General features: G+C 70.6%; 15 protein-coding genes. 12 read left to right on the forward strand and 3 right to left on the reverse strand.

Annotated features, from left to right (window positions below):
* The 9 genes from ABFX55_RS47285 (at position 1) to era (ending at position 7391) form a co-directional block, all read left to right on the forward strand.
* The gene (locus ABFX55_RS47285; RefSeq protein WP_346130525.1) at positions 1 to 1305 is read left to right on the forward strand and encodes an extracellular solute-binding protein; all 1305 of its coding nucleotides are present in this window, start codon (positions 1 to 3) and stop codon (positions 1303 to 1305) included.
* Between the two features lie 9 nt (positions 1306 to 1314).
* Positions 1315 to 1659, forward strand: a complete 345-nt coding sequence (locus tag ABFX55_RS47290; protein ID WP_183657746.1) for a histidine triad nucleotide-binding protein — start codon at positions 1315 to 1317, stop codon at positions 1657 to 1659.
* A gap of 90 nt (positions 1660 to 1749) precedes the next feature.
* The gene (locus ABFX55_RS47295) at positions 1750 to 2784 is read left to right on the forward strand and encodes a PhoH family protein (RefSeq protein ID WP_346130527.1); all 1035 of its coding nucleotides are present in this window, start codon (positions 1750 to 1752) and stop codon (positions 2782 to 2784) included.
* Positions 2785 to 2833: 49 nt separating this feature from the next.
* A complete protein-coding gene (gene ybeY / locus ABFX55_RS47300) occupies positions 2834 to 3310 on the forward strand; it encodes an rRNA maturation RNase YbeY (RefSeq protein WP_346130529.1) in 477 nt (158 codons plus the stop codon).
* Positions 3307 to 4599 carry a hemolysin family protein gene (locus tag ABFX55_RS47305; protein ID WP_346130531.1) on the forward strand — a complete coding sequence of 431 codons (1293 nt, stop codon included), beginning with the start codon at positions 3307 to 3309 and terminating at the stop codon, positions 4597 to 4599. Before ybeY ends, ABFX55_RS47305 begins: the two co-directional genes overlap by 4 nt.
* A gap of 401 nt (positions 4600 to 5000) precedes the next feature.
* Positions 5001 to 5660 carry a hypothetical protein gene (locus ABFX55_RS47310; RefSeq protein WP_346130532.1) on the forward strand — a complete coding sequence of 220 codons (660 nt, stop codon included), beginning with the start codon at positions 5001 to 5003 and terminating at the stop codon, positions 5658 to 5660.
* Positions 5661 to 5669: 9 nt separating this feature from the next.
* Positions 5670 to 5990, forward strand: coding sequence for a cytidine deaminase (locus ABFX55_RS47315; RefSeq protein ID WP_346130533.1), 321 nt, complete (start codon positions 5670 to 5672; stop codon positions 5988 to 5990).
* 1 nt (position 5991) lies between these two features.
* The gene (locus ABFX55_RS47320; protein ID WP_346130535.1) at positions 5992 to 6474 is read left to right on the forward strand and encodes an NUDIX domain-containing protein; all 483 of its coding nucleotides are present in this window, start codon (positions 5992 to 5994) and stop codon (positions 6472 to 6474) included.
* Positions 6475 to 6488: 14 nt separating this feature from the next.
* Positions 6489 to 7391, forward strand: a complete 903-nt coding sequence (gene era, locus ABFX55_RS47325) for a GTPase Era (protein WP_346130536.1) — start codon at positions 6489 to 6491, stop codon at positions 7389 to 7391.
* A gap of 19 nt (positions 7392 to 7410) precedes the next feature.
* Here era and ABFX55_RS47330 read toward each other — a convergent pair whose 3' ends face one another.
* The gene (locus ABFX55_RS47330) at positions 7411 to 8160 is read right to left on the reverse strand and encodes a MerR family transcriptional regulator (protein WP_346130538.1); all 750 of its coding nucleotides are present in this window, start codon (positions 8158 to 8160) and stop codon (positions 7411 to 7413) included.
* Positions 8161 to 8323: 163 nt separating this feature from the next.
* On the opposite strand from ABFX55_RS47330, the gene ABFX55_RS47335 reads away from it, so the two are divergent.
* Positions 8324 to 10690: an ATP-binding cassette domain-containing protein gene (locus ABFX55_RS47335; RefSeq protein WP_379479201.1), complete on the forward strand. Its 2367-nt coding sequence runs from the start codon at positions 8324 to 8326 to the stop codon at positions 10688 to 10690.
* A 132-nt stretch (positions 10691 to 10822) separates the two neighbouring features.
* Here the strand turns inward: ABFX55_RS47335 and ABFX55_RS47340 are convergent, their stop codons facing one another.
* Positions 10823 to 11296: a hypothetical protein gene (locus ABFX55_RS47340; RefSeq protein ID WP_346130541.1), complete on the reverse strand. Its 474-nt coding sequence runs from the start codon at positions 11294 to 11296 to the stop codon at positions 10823 to 10825.
* Between the two features lie 123 nt (positions 11297 to 11419).
* Positions 11420 to 12631 carry an MFS transporter gene (locus ABFX55_RS47345; RefSeq protein ID WP_346130543.1) on the reverse strand — a complete coding sequence of 404 codons (1212 nt, stop codon included), beginning with the start codon at positions 12629 to 12631 and terminating at the stop codon, positions 11420 to 11422.
* A gap of 101 nt (positions 12632 to 12732) precedes the next feature.
* On the opposite strand from ABFX55_RS47345, the gene ABFX55_RS47350 reads away from it, so the two are divergent.
* On the forward strand, positions 12733 to 13194 hold the full coding sequence (locus ABFX55_RS47350; RefSeq protein ID WP_346130544.1) for a MarR family winged helix-turn-helix transcriptional regulator: 462 nt from the start codon (positions 12733 to 12735) through the stop codon (positions 13192 to 13194).
* A 263-nt stretch (positions 13195 to 13457) separates the two neighbouring features.
* On the forward strand, positions 13458 to 17198 hold the full coding sequence (locus ABFX55_RS47355; protein WP_346130546.1) for a S8 family serine peptidase: 3741 nt from the start codon (positions 13458 to 13460) through the stop codon (positions 17196 to 17198).
* Positions 17199 to 17229 lie beyond the last annotated feature (31 nt).

A 17229-nucleotide genomic window follows, 5' to 3' on the forward strand; every position in this document is an offset into this window, starting at 1 on the left:
ATGGCGAGCGTGGCGGGGCGGCCGGGCGGCATGCTGCGGCGGCACAGGACGGCGCTGTGCGTGGGGGCGCTCCTCGGCCTCGCCGCGCCTCTGGCGACGCTGCCGCAGCAGGGCAAGGCCCCGCCCGAGTGCAGGCGAAGGGACAGGATCCAGGTCGCCACCGGCAGCGACGTCTCCGTCAACGGCTACCGCCGCAGGCTGTTCACCAGCTGGAACACCACCAACGCGCCCACCGACAAGGACGTCGACGTCGTCGAGCTGTCCCCCGTCGCCGACGTCAAGCGCAACGAGATGCTCGCCGCGCTCCAGGGCGACGGCTGCCCTCGCTACGACGTGGTGATCCTCGACTCCGCCTGGACCGCCGAGTTCGCCGCCGCGGGGCTGCTGGAGCCCGTCGAGGACGTGCCGCGCGACCGGTTCGTCCCCGCGGCCCTGGCGACGGGGCAGTGGAGGGGCAGGCAGTACGCGCTGCCGTTCGCCACCGACGTCGGCCTGCTCTTCAGGCGCGAGGGCGCGCCCGCGCCCTCCACCTGGAGCGACCTGTACGACAGCGCGGGCCTGCAGGGCTTCGTCACCCAGAACGACGACTACGAGGGCGGCACGGTGAGCCTGCTGGAGGTGACGGGCGGAATGATGGAGGGCGAGCGCGTGGTCATGGGCGCGCGGGCCAAGGAGGGGCTGGCGGCGTGGTGGCACGCCCGCGAGACCCAGAAGATCGCCGAGGGCCCGTTCAGGGAGCGCGAGAGCCTGACCGAGTTCGTCACGGGACGGGCCCGCTACCTGCGCCACTGGCCCTACGCCTACCTGCGCCTCGCTGAGGCGGGGGTGAAGGCCGAGGTGTCACCCCTTCCTGGCGGGGGCGCGCTCGGCGGCTCCAACCTGGCGATCGCCTCCAGGTCGGGGCTGGCCGCCGAGTCGAGGGCGTTCGTCGACTACCTCACGCGCGCCGACAACCAGCGGCAGCTGTTCTCCTGCGGCGGCTACGCCCCTGTGGTCGAGGCCGCCTACGAGCGCGTCGACCCGTGCCAGATGCAGCGCGAGGACGGCCCCGCGCCTCCGTCGGCGACGCGGACGCAGCTCGCGCGCCTGCTCGGCACCGTCCACCTGGCGCTCGGCTCGGCGAAGCGGCCCTCACTGGTCCACTACGCGCAGTTCAGCGAGACGTTGAGGGAATGCGTGCGCGCCGTCATGGACGACGACCACACCAGCGGGGCCGACTTCGCGGACGCGGTCGAGACAGCGCTGGCGGGCGCGCTGCCCGACGCGGTCGGCGGCAGACCTGGCGCAGAGGACGGGTGCCGGTAGGGTGCTGCCGTGACCGACTGTCTCTTCTGCAAGATCGTCGCCAAGGAGATCCCCGCCGAGGTCGTCTACGAGACCGGCAGGGTGCTGGCCTTCCGCGACATCGACCCGCAGGCTCCCACGCACGTGCTGGTGATCCCGAAGGAGCACCACGCCGACGCGGCCGCGCTCGCCGAGGCCGACGACGGCCTCGCCGACGACGTGCTCAAGGCCGCCCACGCGGTGGCCCTGCAGGAGGGCGTGACCGACTCCGGCTACCGCGTCGTCTTCAACACGGGGCCAGGCGCGGGACAGACCGTTTTCCATGTTCACGCCCATGTTCTCGGTGGGCGCAACCTCACCTGGCCGCCCGGCTGATATTGACGCGAGTCAGGCGGGTGTGCCCGGCTACCATGAAGTGAGAACACCCGACCGAGACCGGGAGGCATCAGGCCGTCAGGCCTGCCCATGTCCGAGCTAAACGAATCCCGCAGAACGGCACCGCCCACGCGCACTCAGGCGAAGGTGCTGATTCCGGACGAATACCCGATGGTCAGCCTCCTGGGCTCTCGCGACGAGCTTCTGCGCGTCATCGAGGGCGCCTTCCGTGCCGACATCCACGTCCGTGGCAACGAGATCACCGTCACCGGCAGCCCAGACGAGAGCAGCGCCGTCGTGCGCCTGTTCGAGGAGCTGGTGGAGGTGTTGCGCAACGGCGGCGAGCTGACCGCCGACGCCGTCGAGCGCAGCATCGCCATGCTGAAGATGACCTCCGAGCGCCCCGCAGAGGTGTTGTCCCTCGACATCCTCTCCTCGCGCGGGCGCACCATCCGGCCCAAGACCGTCAACCAGAAGCGCTACGTCGACGCGATCGACAAGCACACGATCGTGTTCGGCATCGGCCCCGCCGGCACCGGCAAGACCTATCTCGCGATGGCCAAGGCCGTGCGGGCGCTTCAGGAGAAGAAGGTCAACCGGATCATCCTGACCAGGCCCGCCGTCGAGGCGGGAGAGCGGCTCGGCTTCCTGCCCGGCACGCTCTACGAGAAGATCGACCCCTACCTGCGCCCGCTCTACGACGCGCTGCACGACATGATCGACCCCGAGTCCATCCCCAAACTGATGGCCGCGGGAACGATCGAGGTCGCGCCGCTGGCGTACATGCGCGGACGCACGCTCAACGACGCGTTCATCATCCTCGACGAGGCGCAGAACTCCTCGGCCGAGCAGATGAAGATGTTCCTCACGCGCCTGGGCTTCAACTCCAAGATCGTTGTGACCGGCGACGTCACCCAGGTCGACCTGCCCAGCGGCACGGTCAGCGGCCTGCGGGTGGTGCAGGAGATCCTCGAAGGCATCCCCGACATCCACTTCGCGCGCCTCAGCAGCGCCGACGTGGTGCGCCACAAGCTGGTCAGCGACATCGTCGACGCCTACGGGCGCTACGACGCCCTCCAGGAGCCGAAGCAGATCCACCAGCAGCGACGAGGGAAGCGGCCATGAGCGGGCGACCCAGCCGTCTGATGCTCGTGCGGCCGACGAAGGAGCTCGCATGAGCATCGAGGTGAACAACGAGTCAGGGGTGGAGGTCGACGAGCGGTCTTTCGCCGGCCTCGCGGGCCACGTCCTCGGTGAGATGGGCATCAACCCGCTCGCCGAGCTGTCGATCCTCGTGGTCGACGAGGCGGTCATGGCCGACCTCCACGAGAAGTGGATGGGCGAGCCAGGCCCGACCGACGTGCTGTCCTTCCCCATGGACGAGCTGCGTCCAGGCGGCGGCGCACGGGGCGATGGCGACGGCGCCACCGACCCCGCGCTCCTCGGCGACGTGGTGCTGTGCCCGCAGGTGGCGGCCAAGCAGGCCGAGACCGCGGGTCACAGCACCGAGGACGAGCTCGATCTGCTTCTCACCCACGGCATACTCCACCTGCTCGGCTACGACCACGCCGAGCCGGAGGAGCACAAGGAGATGTTCGGCCTGCAGGCCAAGCTCCTGGAGTCGTGGCAGGAGGTGCGCACCCAGCGGTGAACGCGTGGCTGCCTTCGGCCGTCGTGCTCGTGGTGATCGGTGGAGTGATCGCCAGTGCGGAGACGGCCCTGTCCCGCATATCCCGGGTGCGCGCCGAGGAATTCGTCCGTGAGGGGCGCAGGGGAGCCGAGCGGCTCCAGGCCATCGTGGCCGACCCGCCCCGCTACCTCAATCTGCTGTTGCTCCTCAGGCTGAGCTGCGAGCTGGTCGCCACGGTGATCGCCACGCTGCTCTTCATCGACCTGCTTGGCGACCAGGGCTGGGCCTACGCCGCGGCGGCGGCCGTCATGATCGTGGTCAGCTACGTGATCGTCGGCGTCTCTCCACGCACCCTCGGCCGCCAGCACGCCGAGCCCATCGCGCTGGCCAGCGCCCCCATCGTCTACGGCCTGACCAGGATCTTCGGCCCGCTCCCCAAGCTGCTCATCCTGCTCGGCAACGCGCTGACGCCCGGCAAGGGCTTCCGCGACGGGCCCTTCACCTCGGAGGCCGAGCTGCGTGACCTGGTCGACCTGGCCGAGGAGCGCAGGGTGATCGAGCCTGACGAGCGCGAGATGATCCACTCGGTCTTCGAGCTGGGCGACACGCTGGTGCGCGAGGTCATGGTCCCCCGTACGGACATGGTCTTCATCGAGCGCGGCAAGACGCTCAACCAGGCGATGTCCCTGGCGCTGCGGAGCGGTTTCTCCCGGGTGCCCGTGGTCGGCGAGAACGAGGACGACGTCATCGGCATCGCCTATCTCAAGGACATCGCGCGCAGGGTGCAGGAGTCGTCCGACGACGCGGAGGCGAAGATCGAGTCGATCATGCGCCCGGCCACCTACGTGCCGGAGAGCAAGCCGATCGACCAGCTGCTGCGCGAGATGCAGGCGCGCCAGATCCACCTGGCGATAGTGATCGACGAGTACGGCGGCACGGCGGGCCTGGTCACCATCGAGGACATCCTCGAGGAGATCGTCGGCGAGATCACCGACGAGTACGACCAGGAGGCTCCCAGGGTCGAGGCCCAGCCCGACGGGGCGATGAGGGTGACGGCCAGGATGCCGGTGGACGAGCTGGCCGAGCTGTTCGACACCGAGATCGAGGTCGACGACGTCGAGACGGTGGGCGGCCTGCTGGCCCACGCGCTGGGCAGGGTGCCGATAGCGGGGTCGCAGGCGGTGGTCGCGGGGCTGCGGCTGACGGCCGAGAGTCTGGCGGGCCGGCGCAACCGCATCAGCACGGTGGTCGTGCGCAGGATGGCTCCGCCCGAGGAGCAGAGCGTCTCCGCGGCGGCGGAGCAGGAATGACCCGCTCACGGCAAAACATCCCAGGTCATCCTAGGTGCCGACAGTCTCCGCGAAAGGCGCAAGCGTTCTACAAGTGACTTGCAAGGCCGCCGATCCACCATGTTTCTCGACACCCTGTGCGGTGGGTGTCGGAGGGAGCGACCGTAGCGCCGGAAGGGGTTCGCGGCGTGAGGGAGCTCCGGGGGGAACGCGACGCCCGGCCTGCTAGCCGCGGCCAGGCGTTGCATTTCGTGAAGGGTGCTCTCGCCCGGTTCGACCGGGTGAGAGCACCCTTAACTGATGAATGGGGCATTAGGCCCCTTGGGCGGCCTGATGAGCACCTTTTTGGTGACTCCGGTGGATTGCCGTTTTCGTGGACGGGGCAGGAATGCCGTCGGCGTGAGCGATCATCGGGGGAGATCATGGCGCTGACCAGTAGAGCGGGGATCATCGGCATGGCCGTGGCCTGCGGGCTGCTCGCGGCCGGGCTGACGGGATGCGGTGGCCAGGGGACGGTCTCCGACGCGGAGGCGCGCCGGCAGAGTCTAGAGCTGAAGGCGCTCCTGAGCCAGGAGCGCCTCCTGCCGGACGGCTTCTCAGGGCCCGCCCGCGAGGCGTGGCAGTCGCCGCTGGCGAAGGCGAGCAGCGACTGCAGGGCGGTGCTCGACGCCGCCACGGGCCATCCGCCTCTGCGGGCGCTGGAGGGCAACGCGGCGGTGAGCTTCCAGGGCGACGTGCTCGGCGAGCTGGCCGCGGTGGGCATGGCCGTCTACGCCGGCGGCGAGGCGGAGGGGCACCTCGAGGACATGGGCAGGGCCATGGACAGCTGCCCCACGCTGCGCGGGGCCGACTCCACGGGCGGCACGCGGCTCAGGCTCTCCGAGCTCGCGCTGCCCACGCTGGGGGACGAGGCGGTGAGCAGGCAGCTGCGCGGACGGCTGAACGGCTACCCCTACGCGCTCGACCTCGTGCTGGTCCGCCAGGGCGACAGGCTGCTCTCGCTGGTGCACACGGGTCTCGGCACGGTCGACGTCAGGCGCACGGTGGAGCTCGCCAGGGCCTTCGCCGACATGGCTCGCTAACCTTGGGTCGTGACTCTCGATCCCGAAGACTCCAAGATCATTACGCTGGCGCGCGCGGCCAGGGCCCGTAACGGCGCGCGGGAGGGCGCGGCGGTGCGCGACGAGACGGGCCGCACCTACTCCGCGACCAGCGTCGAGCTCTCCTCGCTGCGGCTGTCGGCCGTGCAGGTGGCGGTGGCCATGGCGGTCTCCAGCGGCGCGCAGTCGCTCGAGGCGGCGGCGCTGGTCACCGAGGGCGAGCGCGCGGGCGAGGCCGACGAGGCGGTGGTGCGCGAGCTGGGTGCCAAGGCGCTGTTCGTGGCGGGCCCTGACGGCACCCTCAGGGGCTGACATGCCCATGTCGCCGTTCCTGGCCGACCTGCGCAGGCGGGTCGGCAACGCGCTGCTGATGCTCCCTGCGGCCACCGGCTGCGTCTTCGACGACGAGGGCAGGCTGCTGGTGGCCCGCCACGCGGGGGAGAAGGGGCTGTGGGCGCCGCCAGGCGGCGGCATCGACCCCGACGAGCGTCCCGAGCACACGGTGGTGCGCGAGTTGCACGAGGAGCTCGGCGTCGACATCGAGGTACGCGGCCTGATCGGGGTCTTCGGCGGCCCGGAGTTCCGCACCACCTACCCCAACGGCCACCAGGTCGCCTACGTCAACGCCGTCTACGGCTGCGCGCTGGCCGGCGGGGTGCTCAGGCCCGACGGCGAGGAGATCACCGACGCCCGTTTCGCCACCGAGGAGGAGCTCACCGGCCTGCCGATGCCCGCCTGGAGCCCCCGCGTTCTGCCACAGGCGTTCGCCTGGTGGCGAGAGCGCTGGTCGGCATAGGCGAGAATTCTAAGGTGACCAGTAACCATCGCGCCGGATTCGCCTGCTTCGTCGGCCGCCCCAACGTCGGCAAGTCCACGCTGATGAACGCCCTGGTCGGCACCAAAGTGGCGATCACCTCCTCCAAGCCGCAGACCACCAGGCGCGCCATCAGGGGCATCGTGCACCGCCCCGACGCGCAGCTGATCATCGTCGACACCCCGGGCCTGCACAGGCCCCGCACGCTGCTGGGCGAGCGGCTCGACAGCCTGGTGCTGTCCACGCTGACCGAGGTCGACGTCATCGGGTTCTGCGTCCCCGCCAACGAGAAGATCGGCAAGGGCGACCGCTTCATCGCCGACAAGCTCGGCGCGGTGAAGAAGACGCCCGTCGTGGCCGTGGTCACCAAGTGCGACCTGGCCTCCAAGGAGCAGATCGCCGAGCAGTTGCTCGCGCTGTCGCAGCTGGCGGAGTTCGCCCACATCGTGCCCGTCTCCTCCGAGTCGGGCGACAACCTCGGCCCGCTGGCCGACGTGCTGATCTCGGAGCTGCCCGAGTCGCCGCCGCTCTACGAGGGCGGTCAGCTGACCGACGAGCCCGAGCAGGTGCTGGTGGGCGAGCTGATCAGGGAGGCGGCGCTCGAAGGGGTGCGCGACGAGCTGCCCCACTCGATCGCGGTGGTGGTCGACGAGATGCTGCCCCGGGAGGGGCGCGACGACCTGCTCGACATCTACGCGCACATGTTCGTCGAGCGTCCCTCGCAGAAGGCGATCGTCATCGGGCACAAGGGCGAGCGGCTGCGCGACGTGGGCACCAGGGCCCGCAAACAGATCGAGGCGCTGCTCGGCACCCGCGTCTACCTCGACCTGCGCATCAGCGTGGCCAAGGACTGGCAGCGCGACCCGAAGCAGCTGCGCAGGCTGGGCTTCTACGACTGAGGTCTTCGCGACCCACCTGTCACGCGCCGCACCCCGGCGGCGGGTCCTCGTGGCAGGCGGCCGGTTCCCTGCCGGTGACGTAGTGATGCAGGCTGGCGGCCCCCTCGAGCATGGCCGTCGAGCGCCGGGTCAGCTCCGCCTGCCGCCGCGCGATGGCGGCGCGAAGCGCCTCGCTGCTGCCCGTCCTGCGCAGGCCGTCGAGGATGGGCCGGATCTGGCTCATGGGATAGCGGCCCTGCCGCAGCATGTTGATCATTCGCGCGTCGCGGACGTCGGCCGAGCTGAAGCTGCGATAGCCGGTGCCGGGCGCGCGCCGAGGGGTCAGCAGCCCCTCTGACTCCCACACCCTCAGCGCCGAGGTGCGCACCCCGAGGTGGGCGGCCACCTCCCCGATGCGCATGCCTGACGACGGCGCCACGGAGCCGTCGACATCCTGCTGCGCCACCGCTTCGAGCGCTTCGCCGGCCGCGCGCAGGGAGAGCCGTTCGTCATGGAGCGCGGCATGAGCGGCATCCACCAGGCTGAGCGCGAGGCCCACGTCCCCCGTGTGGACGGCCTGCATGATAGAGCGCGCGGCCTCCCACCCGTATCCCCTCGCGAGGACGCGGTAGGTGAACAGGGCGCGGCGGTGCGCGCCGTCGAACCTGCGATAGCCGGCAGGGGTTCGCGGCGCGGGCGGCAGGATGCCGCAGTCGGCGTAGTTGCGGATCTGCTGGGTGGAGATGCCCGCCATGCGGGCCAGATCGACGGGGCGAAGCGCGCGGTCCACGCACGTGCTCCTTTCTCCGGCGGGTTCATGGCCTACTTGAAGGTTAGCGCTCTCCTCCGCAGGAGAATGCCGTCGTCCTTGGCGCAAAGCCTCAACAAAGCAGTTCAATGAGAAAATTGAAGGTGTGGATGACGGCAACAGACCTGGCGCATCCGTGCGCCAGATGTCACGAGGAGAAGAGAGTCATCAGGCGGTAGAGCCTGTCACCGCCCAACACACTCAGGGAAAGGGATCTGTGGTCTCCATCGACCAGACCAGCGAAGTCCTGCATCGCGCCGCCGACGGCCACGACGTGATCGAGGTCCGAGGCGCGAGGGAGAACAACCTGACAGGGGTCTCCCTCGACATCCCCAAGCGGCGGCTCACCGTCTTCACGGGGGTGTCGGGTTCGGGCAAGTCCTCACTCGTCTTCGACACCATCGCCGCCGAGTCACGGCGACTGATCAACGAGACCTACACGGCGTTCATCCAGGGCTTCATGCCGAGCCTCAGCCGTCCCGACGTCGACGCGCTGCGCAACCTGAGCGCGGCGATCATCGTCGACCAGGAGCGGATGGGAGTCAACGCGCGCTCCACCGTGGGCACCGCCACCGACGCCCACACCATGTTGCGGATCATGTTCAGCCGGATCGGCAGCCCCTACGTCGGCCCGCCCTTCGCCTTCAGCTTCAACAGGGCGGAGGGCATGTGCCCCGAGTGCGAGGGGCTCGGCAAGGTCTCCGACATCGACGTCGACCAGCTGGTCGACAGGGAGCTCTCGCTGAACGACGGGGCGATCAAGGTGCCGGGGTTCGCGGTCGACACCTGGTACTGGCAGCTGATGGCGCACTCGGGCCTGTTCGACCCCGCCGTGAAGTTGAAGGACTACACCGCCGAGCAGTGGGAGGACTTCCTCCACAAGCCCGCCACCAAGATCAAGGTCGGCTCGAACAACCTCACCTACGAGGGGCTCGTCACCAAGGTCAGGCGGCTCTACCTCGCCAAGGACCGCGAGTCGATGCAGGCGCAGGCCCGGGCGTTCGCCGACCGGGCGGTCATGCTCACCGGCTGCCCCTCCTGCGGCGGCTCCAGGCTCAACGAGGCCGCCAGGTCCTGCCTGATCGACGGCCTCAGCATCACGCAGTGCTCCGCCATGCAGATCAACGACCTGGCCGCGTTCGTCAAGGGCATCGACAACCCGTCCGTCGGGCCGATGCTGGAGACGTTGGGCGACACCCTCCACTCACTTGTCGAGATCGGACTCGGCTACCTGAGCCTGGACAGGGAGTCCTCCACGCTGTCGGGCGGCGAGGCCCAGCGGGTGAGGATGGTCAGGCACCTCGGCTCCAGCCTGACCGATGTCACCTACGTCTTCGACGAGCCCACCGCGGGGCTGCACCCGCATGACATCCAGCGGATGAACGACCTGCTGCTGCGCCTGCGCGACAAGGGCAACACCGTGCTCGTCGTCGAGCACAAGCCGGAGACGATCTCGATCGCCGACCATGTGGTCGACCTCGGCCCGGGAGCCGGTACGGCAGGCGGCAGCATCTGCTACTCCGGCGACCTGGACGGCCTGCGCGCCTCGGACACGCTGACGGGCCGCTACCTCGACCACCGCGTGACGCTGCGCGACAAGGTGCGCAAGCCCAGCGGGTACCTGCCGATCACCGGCGCTACCCTGCACAACCTGCGGGACGTGAGCGTCGACATCCCCCTCGGCGTGCTCACCGTCGTCACGGGTGTGGCGGGTTCGGGCAAGAGCTCCCTGATCCACGGCTACGTCGCGGGCAGGGAAGGCGTGGTCGTCGCCGACCAGTCGGCGATCCGCGGCTCCCGCCGGAGCAACCCCGCCACCTACACCGGCGTGCTCGACCCGATCCGCGCGGCGTTCGCCAAGGCCAACGGCGTGAAGCCGGGCCTGTTCAGCGCCAACTCCGAGGGCGCGTGCCCGACCTGCAAGGGCATCGGCCTCATCTACACCGACCTCGCCATGATGGCCGAGGTGGCGTCGGTGTGCGAGAAGTGCGAGGGCAAGCGGTTCACGCCCGAGGTGCTGACGTACCTGCTGCGCGGGAAGAACATCAGCGAGGTGCTCGGCATGCCGGTGGCCGAGGCGCGCGAGTTCTTCCCCAGCGGCCAGGCCAGGACGATCCTCGACAGGCTCGCGGCGGTCGGACTCGGCTACCTGTCCCTCGGCCAGCCGCTCACCACGCTCTCGGGCGGCGAGCGGCAACGGCTCAAGCTCGCCATCCACATGGCGAGGAACGGCACGACCTACGTCCTGGACGAGCCGACCACCGGGCTGCACCTGGCCGACGTCGACCAGCTGCTGGCCCTGCTCGACCGCCTGGTCGACGACGGCAACACGGTCATCGTCATCGAGCACCACCAGGCCGTGATGGCCCACGCCGACTGGATCATCGACCTCGGGCCGGGAGCGGGACACGACGGCGGCCAGGTGGTCTTCTCCGGCTCGCCCGAGGAGCTCGTCGAGGGCGGCGACTCCCTGACCGCCAGGCATCTGCGCGCCTACGTCGGCAGGGCGTAGGGCTCCGGCCGTCCCCTTCCTCTGCTGACGGAGCGCGTCGCGGCGGCGCGCCGGAGTCGTGCTGGAGCGGCGTGATGGACGGGCGGTCGGGGGTGACCGCGGTGGCCTCTCGCCGGCTTGCCGTACGGGATCTCAGGATTCGGGCGAGCCGGCGCGAGGAGGGCGGGGGAGGCACAGGAGGGCGAGCACGGTCACCGCGAGCGCGGCGGCGAGGGCGGCGAACCAGCCGGCTCGCAGTCCGGGCTCGATCGACAGCATGCCGAGATCGACCGACACCCTGTCGGCGATGCCGCGCTGGTCTGCGACGTAGACCACCAGCAGCGCGCACGCCGCCACGCCCGGCAGGGCGGCGAGCGCGGTCAGCACGCGGCCGCGCAGCATTCCCGCCGCGCCGAGCGCGGCGGCGACCAGCCCCGCGACGAGCGTGTAGACGCCGAACGGATCGTCGACGCCGCGGACGTCCTGGCTGAGGCCCGCGCCCAGCAGGTCGAGCCTGGCGTCGACGCCGGCCCACGGCAGCAGGGCGGTGAAGGACAGGAGCAGTCCCGTGAGGACGACGGCGACGGCGAGGCCCCGCCGGCCGGGGCGAGGATGAGTGTCGGCCACGCCCTCACGATACGCCCGCCCGTCGCGAGATCCCGATCACTACCTCGCGGCGGCCGGTCCCCGCACAGCGGACCTCCCGCTCGCGGCGATCGGCCAGTGCGAGCGGGAGGGCGTGGAGAGTGGTCAGACGGCTTCGGCGGGGACGGTGGCCGGTGCGCTGACGGGGCGGTGCGCCTGCCTGCGCTCCAGCAGTCCCGAGATCACGGCCAGCACGAACGCGGAGCCCGCCAGCAGCGCGCCCACCCAGTTCGGGGCGGTGATGCCGAGCCCGGCCGAGATGACGACCCCGCCGAGCCACGCGGCCAGCGCGTTGCCGAGGTTGAAGGCGCCCACGTTGACGGCCGAGGCGAGCGTCGGCGCGCCCGAGGCCAGGTCGAGCACCCTCTTCTGCAGCGGCGGGACGGTCGCGAAGCCGAGGGTGCCGATCAGCAGGACGGCCACGGCCGAGGCGAGCTGCGAGTAGGCGGCGAAGGTGAACAGGCCGAGCACCACGGCCAGCGCCGCCAGCGAGACGTGAAGCAGGGGCATCAGCGCGCGGTCCGCGAGCCGTCCGCCGACCAGGTTGCCGATCACCATGCCGACGCCGAGCAGGACGAGCATCCACGTGAGGCCGGACTCCCCGAACCCCGCGGCCTCGGTCATCATCGGCGCGATGTAGGTGATGGCGGCGAAGACGCCGCCGAAGCCGAGCACGGTCATGGCCATGGCGAGCAGGACCTGGACGTTGCCGAGGGCGGCCACCTCGCGGCGGACGAGCCCTGCCCTCGCCGCGTTCAGGTCGCGGGAGCTCTGGTCGGCGGGGACGAGCAGCGCGACGCCGATCACCGCGACCACGCCGAGCGCGGCGACGACGGCGAAGGTGAGGCGCCATCCGGCCTGCTGGCCGAGCAGGGTGCCGAGCGGCACGCCGACGACGTTGGCCACGGTGAGCCCGGTGAACATCAGCGCGATCGCGCTGGCCCGCTTCTGCGGTGCGACCAGGTTGGCCGCCACGACCGAGCCGATGCCGAAGAAGGCGCCGTGGGCCAGTGAGGCCACGACGCGGCCGCCGAGCATGAGGCCGAAGGCGGGGGCGACGGCCGAGAGCAGGTTGCCCACGACGAAGATGCCCATCAGCGCCATCAGCATGTGCTTGCGGGAGACGCGGGTGCCGAGGACGGTCATGAAGGGAGCGCCGACGAGGACGCCCACGGCGTATCCGGTGACCAGGTACCCGGCCGTCGGGATGGAGACGCCGAACTCCGCTGCGACCTGGGGCAGCAGCCCCATGATGACGAATTCGGTCGTCCCGATCCCGAAGGCGCCGATGGCCAGGGCCAGAAGTGCGATGGGCATGTCAGATCCCCCGAGTAGAAGAGTAGAACGCGCTCACAATAATTGCAGACGCGGACTAAATGCAAACGCATGAATTTGCGGGATGAAGGTATCCTGGAGGCATGTCGAACCTTCTCGCCCAGAGCTGGTGCACGCTGTCGGCGCTCCACAACCGGATCGACGGCCACGTCGAGCGCGCGCTGCAGGCGGCCCACGAACTCAGCGTCCGCGAGTTCTCGGCGATGCTGCTGCTCAGCGGGCAGCACTCGGGCGAGGGCGGGCACCTGAGGATGAACCAGCTCGCCGACGCGCTGGGGCTCAGCCAGAGCGCGACGACCAGGCTGGTGACGCGGCTGGAGGACAGAGGACTGCTGTCGAGGTACCTGTGCGCCACCGACCGGCGGGGCATCTACACCGAGGTCACGGCCGCCGGGCGGGAACTGCTCGACCAGGCGCGCCCGACCAACGACGCGGCCCTGAAGGAGGCGCTGGACGAGGCGGAACAGCACCCCGAGCTGGTCCCGCTGGTGGCGGCGGTCCGCGCCCTCGACTCCACCTGGCCCCAGGTCCTCACTCCGGCGTAGGTCTCACACCCGAACGCCGGGCCGAGCCTCGTCGCCGCCGCGCGACGAGCCGGAAGCCCCAGGCCGGAGGGCGCTTGTCCGTTCCTGGCCGCCCTCATCAGCATGTGGACGCGTGCGCCAGCGGATCGCGGGCGGGCCCGGAGGTGGCGACGACCTGACATGTCCACTGTCCGCCAGGCGCGCTCGTAGCGCCGACGATCTCTCCTTGACGAAGCTCTGTTCTGCCGGTGACGACCCCCTGCCGGCAGAAAGAGAGCCCCTCCATGCCCATCAGACGTAGAGCGGCACTACTCGGTGTCCCTCTCGCCGTCACGCTGGTCGCGGCCGGCACCGGAAGCGCACATGGCGATTCGCCGGCCCCTCTCCCCGGGGTCACCGGCCTTCCCGCGTCGTCGGCCACCACCGCGCGGGTCACCCTCATCACAGGCGACCAGGTCACCGTGACCAGCCAGGCGGGCAGGACCGTCTCCGTCAACGTGACCCCGCACAACCGATCGGCCGGCGACATCCGCACCTTCACGGTCGGCACCGACGTGTACGTGATGCCGAAGGAGGCCGAGTCGCTCGTCGGCTCCGGCCAGGTGGACAAGCGGCTGTTCAACGTCACCCAGCTGATCGCCCAGGGCTACGACGACGCGCACAGCGAGTCGATCCCGACGATCGTGCGGTACTCGGAGAACGCCGCCAGAAAGGCCGGTGAGCCGAGCGCTCCCGACGGTGGCAGGATCACCCGCAGCCTGCCCGGCGTCCGGGGAGCGGCCATCAGCGCGGACAAGAAGCAGGGTGACGCGTTCTGGGAGGCCGTCGACGACGACAGCTCCAGGGCGGGCACCCCCAAGACCCGGCTCTCCGGCGGCATCCAGCACCTCTGGCTGGACGGCAAGGCCAAGGCGCTGCTCGACAAGAGCGTGCCGCAGATCGGCGCGCCCGAGGCCTGGGCCGCCGGGTTCGACGGCACCGGAGTCAAGGTCGCGGTGCTGGACACCGGTGTGGACCCGAACCATGCCGACCTCGCCGACAGGATCGCGGACAGCCGCAGCTTCGTCCCCGGCGAGACGGTGCAGGACGGCCACGGCCACGGCACCCATGTCGCCTCCACGATCGCGGGCTCCGGCGCGGCGTCGGGCGGCACGTACAAGGGTGTGGCGCCCGGCGCCCGGCTGCTCGTGGGCAAGGTGCTCTCCGACGAGGGCGCAGGCATGGAGTCGTGGATCCTCGAGGGGATGACCTGGGCCGCCCACTCGGGCGCGAAGGTCGTCTCGATGAGCCTCGGCGGCCAGGAGGGCGCCGACGGCACCGATCCGATGTCGATGGCGGTCAACGAGCTGACCGCCGAGACCGGCGTGCTGTTCACCATCGCCGCGGGGAACAGCGGACCGGGGGCGACCACCGTGGGCTCACCCGGCGCGGCCGACGCGGCCCTGACCGTCGGGGCGGTCGACTCCGCCGACGCGGTCACCGACTTCTCCAGCCGCGGGCCCCGCGGAGGCGACGGCGGCCTCAAGCCGGAGATCACCGCCCCCGGCTTCAAGATCGTGGCCGCCCGTGCGGCAGGCACCGCGATGGGCACGCCGGTGGACGCCGACTACACCACCGCGAGCGGTACCTCCATGGCGACACCGCACGTGGCAGGCGCTGCCGCGATCCTCGCCCAGAAGCACCCCGACTGGACCGCCGCGCGGCTGAAGAGCCGGCTCATCAGCGCGGCGAAGGCCACGGCCGGTACGCCGGTGCACTCCCAGGGCGCAGGCCGGGTCGACGTGAGCCGCGCCGTCCGGCAGCAGGTCTCAGGCTCCGGCGCGATCGACTTCGGCCTCACGGACTGGGATTCCGGCAGCCAACCGGTCACCAAGCAGATCGACTACGTCAACGACGGCGACCAGCCGGTCACCCTCGCGCTGTCGGCCAAGGGCGCGGGCGAGGACCTGCCGGCCGGGGCGCTGACCCTCGGCGCCGAAACGGTGACCGTGCCGGCTCACGGCAGCGCCGCGGTGAACGTCACCGTGGTCCCGGCCGCCACCGCAGCGGGGGCGCACGGCGCGCACGTCACGGGCACCTCCTCCGACGGCCAGACGGTCGTGACGACGGCGGTCGGTTTCGTCAGGGACGTGGAGCGCTTCGACGTCACGCTCAAGGTGCTCGACAGGGACGGCAAGCCGACGACCGGCGTCGCCGTCGTCCATGACTTCAATCTGGGGAAGCCCAGCCTCCCCGACCTGTACGTGCCAGGCGAGGACGGCACCGTCGTGGCGCGGCTGCCCCGCGGCGAGCACGCCTTCATGGCGGAGATCCTCCACCACAGCGCCGACGGGAACCGCGTCTGGGAGTACACCTACGGTGGCGAACCGGGCACGCTCATCGACTCCGACCGGACCATCACGTTCGACGGCAGCAAGGCCGTCCCTGTCACCATGGACACCCCGAAGCCGAGCCAGACGAACCGGATCCGGCTGGGCATGGCCATGCGGGACACGACCAACACTTACGGCTACGGCGTCGAGCAGTGGATGAACGGCGAGACGAAGGTGTACTCCGTCCCGTCACAGGCCACCAGCAGCCACTTCGAGTCGCGCGTCGCGTGGTCGCTCGGCGCGCCGGAGCTGCAGGCACGGATCGTCGGCGCGGGCGCCGCTGGACGGCCGATCGAGCCGGCGTACTTCCGGGGCAGGGCAGGCTCGGCGCGCGTCGACGGCACCCGGACCCTCCGGGTGGCGAACGCGGGGCAGGACGTCAAGGGCAGGCTCGCCCTGGTGAAGCGCAGCGCCGACCGCACGCCGCTGCAGCAGGTCGACGACGCCGCGGCGGCCGGAGCACGCGGCGTCATCGTCTACAACGACAAGCCCGAGAACTGGGGCGCCGACAACTGGGCCACGACGGAGACCAGGATCCCGGCGATGACGCTATCGGGCGCGCAGGGCTCCCGGCTCGCGGAGCTGGCGGCCAGGGGCAAGGCCATGGTCGTGCTCACCGGCACGGCGGTGAGCCCGTACTCCTACCAGCTGATCAAGTACCGGCAGGGCGGCATCCCCTCCGACCAGCGCTACCGGGTGCGCGCGAGCGAGCTCGCCACCGTCGAGTCGTCGTTCCACGCCTCCTCGCCCGGCACGGAGGCCGGGTACGCCCGAGCGATCGTCTCGCCGATGCAGAGCATGTCGTTCGGGGTCTTCGACCGGATGATCATCCCGCGGCCTCTCACCGAGTTCGTCACGGCCGACGTGCGGACCTGGGAGACCATGCAGGTCGGCACCGTGTGGCAGGCCGGCGAGGCCTGGAAGCAGACCGCGCCGACGGTGCTCAGGGCCGGTCAGCGGGTGTCCCGTGACTGGAACAAGGCCGTGGTCCGTACGGCGCTGCCGGGCGGGATGGACGGCTCGGCGGTCCGCAGCGGAGACGTCGCCGTGGTGTACGGAGGCGGGTTGATCGACACGGTGTCCGACCAGGTGTTCGTCTTCCGCGCCTTCGCCGACAAGGAGAAGGCCACCGTGTACAGGAACGGTGAGCTGCTCGGATCGGCGACGTCGGCGGCCGTCGCCTTCCCCGTGGTGCCGGAGCGTGCCGAGTACCGCGTGGTGGTGGACGTGCAGCGGGACCAGCCGTGGTGGACCACCTCCACCAAGGTGAACACCGACTGGACGTTCCGCTCCGAGCGCGCCGACGCCGTGACGCCGCTGCCGATCCTCTCGGTCGACTACGACCTCGACGTCGACCAGGCCAACAGCGTCTCGGCGAACTCCACGACCCAGGTCGGGCTCGGCCTGCGGTACCCGAAGGGCATGGCCGGCCTGCGGATCACCGAGGCGAAGCTGTGGGCGTCGTACGACGACGGCGTCACCTGGCACCAGGTGGAGCTCGCCGCCGGGGGTGACGCGGCCTTCACCGGCAGGATCAGGAACCCCTCGTCGGTGAAGGGCGACGGATTCGTCTCGCTGCGGGCGCAGGCCACCGACGCCGACGGCAACACCGTCCTGCAGACCGTGACCCGCGCGTACCGGTTGCGGCCGTAACCCGACGAGCCGGGGCGCCCGCGTCCGCGCC

Origin of the sequence: Nonomuraea roseola (assembly GCF_039535395.1) — a bacterium.
Taxonomy (GTDB): domain Bacteria; phylum Actinomycetota; class Actinomycetes; order Streptosporangiales; family Streptosporangiaceae; genus Nonomuraea; species Nonomuraea roseola.